The organism is Sphaerochaeta sp. UBA5836 (assembly GCF_002432845.1).
Lineage (GTDB): Bacteria > Spirochaetota > Spirochaetia > Sphaerochaetales > Sphaerochaetaceae > Sphaerochaeta.
This window is the reverse complement of sequence record NZ_DJGW01000072.1, coordinates 6194-11797: the sequence shown is the minus strand read 5'-3', so window position 1 is coordinate 11797 and position 5604 is coordinate 6194. Positions and strand designations below refer to the sequence as shown.

General features: G+C 52.0%; 7 protein-coding genes and 1 pseudogene. 2 read left to right on the top strand and 6 right to left on the bottom strand.

Annotated features, from left to right (window positions below):
* The 6 genes from B3F49_RS05785 to B3F49_RS05765 form a co-directional block, all read right to left on the bottom strand.
* Positions 1-749: amino acid ABC transporter ATP-binding protein (locus tag B3F49_RS05785; RefSeq protein ID WP_293909673.1), on the bottom strand; the 749-nt coding region annotated here is incomplete at its 3' end.
* Between the two features lie 9 nt (positions 750-758).
* Complete coding sequence (locus B3F49_RS05780; protein ID WP_293909670.1) at positions 759-1394, bottom strand: amino acid ABC transporter permease; 636 nt, start codon at positions 1392-1394, stop codon at positions 759-761.
* Positions 1395-1474: 80 nt separating this feature from the next.
* Positions 1475-2290, bottom strand: coding sequence for an amino acid ABC transporter substrate-binding protein (locus B3F49_RS05775; RefSeq protein WP_293909668.1), 816 nt, complete (start codon positions 2288-2290; stop codon positions 1475-1477).
* A gap of 107 nt (positions 2291-2397) precedes the next feature.
* Positions 2398-2568, bottom strand: a complete 171-nt coding sequence (locus B3F49_RS12400) for a FeoB-associated Cys-rich membrane protein (protein WP_414712506.1) — start codon at positions 2566-2568, stop codon at positions 2398-2400.
* Positions 2569-2575: 7 nt separating this feature from the next.
* Positions 2576-4537: a ferrous iron transport protein B gene (gene feoB / locus B3F49_RS05770; RefSeq protein ID WP_293909666.1), complete on the bottom strand. Its 1962-nt coding sequence runs from the start codon at positions 4535-4537 to the stop codon at positions 2576-2578.
* 3 nt (positions 4538-4540) lie between these two features.
* Positions 4541-4759 (bottom strand): FeoA family protein, encoded by a 219-nt coding sequence (locus B3F49_RS05765; protein ID WP_414712505.1) that lies wholly within the window; start codon positions 4757-4759, stop codon positions 4541-4543.
* Positions 4760-4867: 108 nt separating this feature from the next.
* Here B3F49_RS05765 and B3F49_RS05760 point away from each other — a divergent pair, with 108 nt between their 5' ends.
* Both B3F49_RS05760 and B3F49_RS05755 read left to right on the top strand, forming a co-directional pair.
* Positions 4868-5245 carry a metal-dependent transcriptional regulator gene (locus tag B3F49_RS05760; protein ID WP_293909662.1) on the top strand — a complete coding sequence of 126 codons (378 nt, stop codon included), beginning with the start codon at positions 4868-4870 and terminating at the stop codon, positions 5243-5245.
* Between the two features lie 147 nt (positions 5246-5392).
* Positions 5393-5604: pseudogene (locus B3F49_RS05755) on the top strand (ABC transporter substrate-binding protein); the annotation flags it as partial.

The window sequence follows — 5604 nt, the reverse complement described above, 5'->3', positions numbered from 1 at the left end:
CGATTGAGGAAGCGTTTGGTTCTGGGATTGGTCGGATTATTGAAGAGTATATCCGGACTTCCTTCCTCTACAATGAGTCCATCATCCATGAAGATGACGCGGTCCGATATATCCCTGGCAAACGACATCTCGTGGGTGACGACGATCATGGTCATTTTCTCCTTGGCCAAATCCTTGATGACCTTCAGGATCTCGCCTGTCAGCTCAGGGTCGAGAGCACTGGTCGGCTCATCAAAACAGAGAACATCTGGATTGAGGGCAAGGGCGCGGGCTATGCTCACCCGTTGCTGCTGGCCGCCCGAGAGCTGGCAGGGATAGGCTTTTTCCTTCTCTTCCAACCCCATTTTTGCAAGGAGCGTACGTGCCGTCCGGGCTGCTTCCTCCTTGCTGCGGCCAAGCACATGCATCTGTGCTTCGGTGATGTTCCTGAGTACGCTCATATGGGGAAAAAGATTGAAGTTTTGGAAAACCAAGCCGAGATTGAGGCGCACCTCCTTGAGCGTCTGCTTGTCGGCATAGACCACTTTGCCCTCCTCCGATGTGCTGACCATGGTCTTTGAGCACACTTCAATCTTCCCTCCATCGATGGGTTCCAGCTGGGTGAGACAACGCAGCAAGGTGCTTTTTCCGCTTCCGGAGGGGCCGATGATGGAAAGAACCTCTCCTTTGTTGAGCGTGAAGGAGATGCCCTTGAGCACTCCCAGGCCGTCAAACTCTTTCTTCAGGTTTTCAACCGAAATGATTTCCATGCCGATCTCCTAGTGGTAGTAGTTGAGCTTCTTCTCAAGCAGGTCGAAGGAGCGGGAGACGAGTGCATTCATGATGAAGTAGAACACACCTGCTATGAAGATGGGCATGGTGGAGAACTGCCTGGCCGCCGCGTTCTGCGCAACCCTGAACAACTCGGCCACTCCGATGGTCTGCGCCAAAGCGGTGTCCTTGACCAAGGTGATCACCTCGTTTCCCATGGCGGGAATGATTCGTTTTACCACTTGAGGGGCGACGATATGGGTAAATGTATGGGCCTTGGAAAAGCCCAGCACAAGCGACGCCTCGTACTGGCCTATCGGGATGGACTGGATGCCCCCCCGGTATATCTCGGCAAAATATGCGGCATAGTTGATGACAAAACCCACGATGACGGCGGTAAAGCGGTCATAGGAGGTTCCAAATATATAATAGGGTGCGAAGTACACGAACAACAATTGCAGGATCAGTGGGGTGCCGCGCATGATCATGATGTACATATTGACCATGTTGGAGATGATTGGATTCTTGGACATCCTTCCTTTTGCAACCAATAATCCCAACGGTAGGGAAAAGAGCAAGGTGAGGATGAATATTTTCAGGCTGGTGACGGTTCCCGCCAGCATCTGCAGCAAGAGGTTTCCCATGCAAGTCTCCTACAAAATGGATAGTTCCCTTGAAAAAAAAGAAACGGGGAGCAATGCTCCCCGACATCATACAGTTTTCCTTATTTTCCGACAACGGTGATATCGGAGCCAAACCATTTGGTGGAAATCTCAGCCAAAGTTCCATCCGCCTGCATGGCAAGCAACTGCTGCCAGACTGCATCGGCGAGCTTCTGGTCTCCCTTGCGGAATCCAATACCGTAGTCTTCGGGAGCGAGCTCCTCTGATAGGATTCTGAAAGCCTTGCCGCTGCGCTTGATGTTGTCGTTTGCAACGGTGACGTCGACAACCAAGGCATCGATACCGCCGATCTCAAGATCCATGAGGCCGGTCAGGTTTTCCTTGAACTCCACAAAATTCTTGATGGATCTCTTGAAATCCGGAGAAGCATCGATGGCGCTGGAGGCCGAAGATCCTGCCTGATAGCCGACGCTCTTTCCACTGAGGGAAGCAAGGGTGGTGTAGGGACTGTCGTCGCGAACTACGACAACCTGGGCATTGTGGATGTACGGAGGGGTGAAGGTCATAGCCTGCTTGCGCTCTTCGGTGATGGTGAAGCCGTTCCAGATGCAGTCGATGTTGCCGGTGTTCAGCTCCTGTTCCTTGGCGTTCCAGTCGATCGGCTGGAGCTTCAAGGTGATTCCCATGCGCTTGGTCACTTCCTTTGCAAGGTCGACGTCGAAACCGACGATCTCACCTTTCTCATTGCGGAATCCCATCGGGGGGAAGTTGTCGTCAAGGCCCATGACCAACAGGCCCTTGCTCATTACCGTATCCAGGGAGTTGTCACCACCGGGAGCTTGTTCCTTGGTGCCGGCGGCAAACAGACTTGCGCCCACCAACAGCAGGGCCAACAGTACAACAGTGCATCGTTTCATTGCTATTTCTCCTCAATTACGAACAAAGCATGCTTTCTTTGGAGAGTTTACCCGTAATAGGAGAAAATATCCAGACTTTCTGTATAAATATTCAATAGATGTATATGCTAATGGCAAGAATCTGCAAATTTGCACCCTTTGCAGGCACTGTTCTTCTTTGTGCCGCACGAGGCGCAGTTCTCCTTCTTGCCCTGTCTATGCAAGGTTCTGATGGCAAATCCAATCAACAGGAGGATGATCAGGGCGACTATGATGTTGGAGATGATGGGGATATACATGGCGGCCTCACAGAAGCAAAAGTGTTGCAGAGCGGATGAGCAGTGCTGCAACATAGGCGAATCCGGTTTGCCAGAGGACGGCAAAGAGGAGCTTTCGTTTGCTGCCCAGTTCCTTGAACATGGCGCTGATGGCTGCAATGCAGGGGGATGAGAGCAGGATGAATGTCATGTAGGAGAGGGCGGTATCGGGGGTGAAAAAAGAACCAAGAGAAGAAGTTCCTATGGTTACGCTCAAGGTGCTTACAATCGACTCCTTGGCTGCAATACCGGTCAAGAGCGCTACGCTTGCCTGCCAGAATCCGAAGCCCAACGGTGCGAACAGCGGTGCGATGAGTCTGCCCATGGTGGCTAGCATGCTCAGCTCTGCATCCACAGCCTGCAAGGTGAAGGAGTAGGATGAGAGCAGATAGATGATGATTGAAGAGAGCAGGATGATCGTTCCAGCTTTTTGTATGAAGCCAAGGGTTCGATCCTTGGTCTGCAGCCAAATATTTTTTGCGGCAGGAATCTGGTATCGGGGGAGTTCCAGGATGAAGGCATTGGTTTCCTTGTGCTTGTCCAAGGCACGGGCCAACAGGCCGGTGATTACGACAGCAAGAATGCCAAGCAGGTAGATAAGTGGTGCGATAAACCATTTACCGGGGAAAAAATAGGTGAGCATCAGGGCGAAGACGGGCATCTTGGCTCCGCAGGGTATGAAGGGAGTGACGATGACCGTCAACTCCCGCTGCTTCTGGTGCTCGATCGTCCTGCTGCTCATGATGGCGGGGACCGAGCATCCGGTACCGATGACCAAGGGGATGATCGACTTGCCCGACAGTCCCATGCTGCGCATCAGGCGGTCCATGATAAAGGCGATGCGCGCCATATAGCCGCAGTCTTCCAGAATGGAGAGCAAGAGAAAGAGCACGAAGAGCTGGGGAACAAAGGTCAGTACCGCTCCCACGCCTGCAATGATGCCGTCCACCAGGATGCCTGAGAGCAGCGGGTGTACCTGCAAGGCATCAGAGAGGACTTGGATGTGGAACGAGGCAAAAGCAAAGAACGATTCGAGCCAGCTGGTGGTATAGCCTCCCACCAGTCCGATGGACAGGTAGAAAACCGCTGCCATGATGGCTATGAACAGGGGAATGGCTCCAAACTTGCTGGTGGCAAGGTTGTCGAAGTTGAACTGCTTTGCCTTCTTGGTCCGTATTTGGCAGTCCTTTGCGATGTGTTCTGCTACTTTGTACCGCTGGTCGATGATGATGGCTTGTACATCGTCGTCATAGTGCTCGACCAACTCCTTGCGCGCCTGTTCAATATACGTTTGAAAGGCCTGGGGGGGCTGGGGCATGGACGCGAGGAAGAGTTCATCCGCCTCCAACAGCTTGATGGCCGCCCAACGCATCTGCCTTCCCTTGGGAATCTGGTGAAGATAGTCGTCTTTGATGATGGTGGTGATGTAGCGTTCGACGAAGTTGGAGAAGAGCGGCTGCATCGGAAGCCTTTTTTGATCCAGCGAACGCTCGATTTCCTCCAGCAGGGCTTTGATGCCGGTTCCCTTGCTTGCAGATATCTGTACGACCGGACAGCCGGTCATTTGCGAGAGCCGCTTTCGGTCGATGCGGATGCCCTCCTTTTCCAGCAGGTCCTCCATGTTCAGGGCAAGCAGAAGAGGTCTTCCCAGTTCGGCAAGCTGGGTGGTCAGGTAGAGGCTGCGTTCCAGGTTGGTGGCATCGATGACGTCGATGATAAGGTCGGGTTGTTCATCCAGGATATAGCGTCTTGACAGCTTTTCTTCGGGGGAGTAGGGGGAAAGTGAGTAGATGCCGGGCAGGTCGAGGATTCTGTGTCCGTTGACCATCCCCTCTTTCTTTTCAACGGTGACTCCCGGCCAGTTGCCGACATATGCGGTGGTTCCCGTAAGGGTGTTGAAGAGCGTAGTTTTTCCGCAATTCGGGTTTCCAATGAGCGCAATTGTTTGCATACGCTATCTTAATTCAATGGCACGGGCTTCAGCTTTCCTGAGGCATAAATGATATCCACGCAACGAGACTTCCATTGGATCGCCCATGGGTGCCAGTTTGACTACCTCAACGCCAACCCCTTTTGTGAAGCCCATATCCATAAGTCTTCGCTTGAGCTGCTTCGGTGCGTTGATCGCCTTTACAGCTCCTTTTTGACCTACAGTCAGTTCGTCCATTGTCATGTGTATCATTCTCTTCCCTCATCTATAAGTTAGCTATTACAAACTTTTGTGTCAAGGTTTTTTATATCTTCCGATGACAAATCGCTTGAGGCATGATACCATCAGCACATGCAGAAATCAGGAGAAGATTATCTGGAAGCGATTTTGGCTCTCAACCAGGAGCATGAGAAAGTGCGGACAACCGATGTCGCCCTGCGCCTGGGTGTGTCCAAACCGAGTGTGAATCGGGCCATGAAGGTGCTTGCTTCCGAAGGGTATGTGAACCAGGAGACCTATGGTGACATACACCTTACCGAGAAGGGCAGGCTCAAGGCTTCCCAGGTATACTTCAGGCACAAGACACTCACCAGTTTCCTCAGGGATGTACTGAGAGTGGATCCAGTCATCGCAGAGCAGGATGCATGCCTGATCGAGCACGATATCTCCAGTGAAACCATGGAGAAACTTGCCTCGTTCCTCCGCTCCTACCAGGAAACCCAAACCTGATTCTTGTATACAGGTGCTTTGTTTCTGCTCTCTTCTGACCATTCTTGTCCAGCTACTCAAAATCGCATGCATAAACACAAAATCTTTTTCTTGTGGATTTCCCAAAGCCATCTAGACTGAAAGCAGATAGACTTTAGGAGGTCTCACATGAAAAAGACGTTCATCTTTGTATTGTTCGTCGCTCTTCTGCTCCCTCTTTCTGTATTTGCACAGGGCGCAAAAGAAGCTGCAATTGACGAAACCAAGCCTGTAACCATCCAGTACTGGACCCATGAGGATCCGGCCAGAACCCAGCTCGAGACCGAGCTCATCGCCAAGTTCATGGCGGATAACCCGAACATCACCGTCGTGCGCTCCAC